Source organism: Citrobacter sp. Ct235, from assembly GCF_030332305.1.
In the GTDB taxonomy this organism is placed as follows: domain Bacteria; phylum Pseudomonadota; class Gammaproteobacteria; order Enterobacterales; family Enterobacteriaceae; genus Citrobacter_A; species Citrobacter_A telavivensis.
On sequence record NZ_JAOWIC010000012.1, the window covers coordinates 1 to 248 of the forward strand.

Annotated in this window: 1 protein-coding gene; it reads left to right on the top strand. The window is 65.3% G+C overall.

What is annotated here, in order from left to right:
* Positions 1 to 248 (top strand): Ig-like domain-containing protein (locus tag OGY35_RS01030; protein WP_286631199.1); only part of this gene is annotated, 248 nt, incomplete at both ends.

Consider the following 248-nt stretch of genomic DNA (forward strand, 5'->3'; position numbering starts at 1 on the left):
ATCACCATCAGCACCCTCGCGGCGGACGATATCCTCAACGCCACTGAAGCACAGGCGGACCTGGTCATTACCGGGACCACTACGGCGCCGGCCGGTCAGACCGTCACCGTAACCATTAACGGCAACGATTACACGGCGCTGGTACAGGCGAACGGCAGCTGGAGCGTCACCGTTCCGGCCGCAGAAGCCGGTGCCCTGACCACCGGCAGTGTTACCGCCACGGTCTCTGACGCGGCCGGCAACACCGG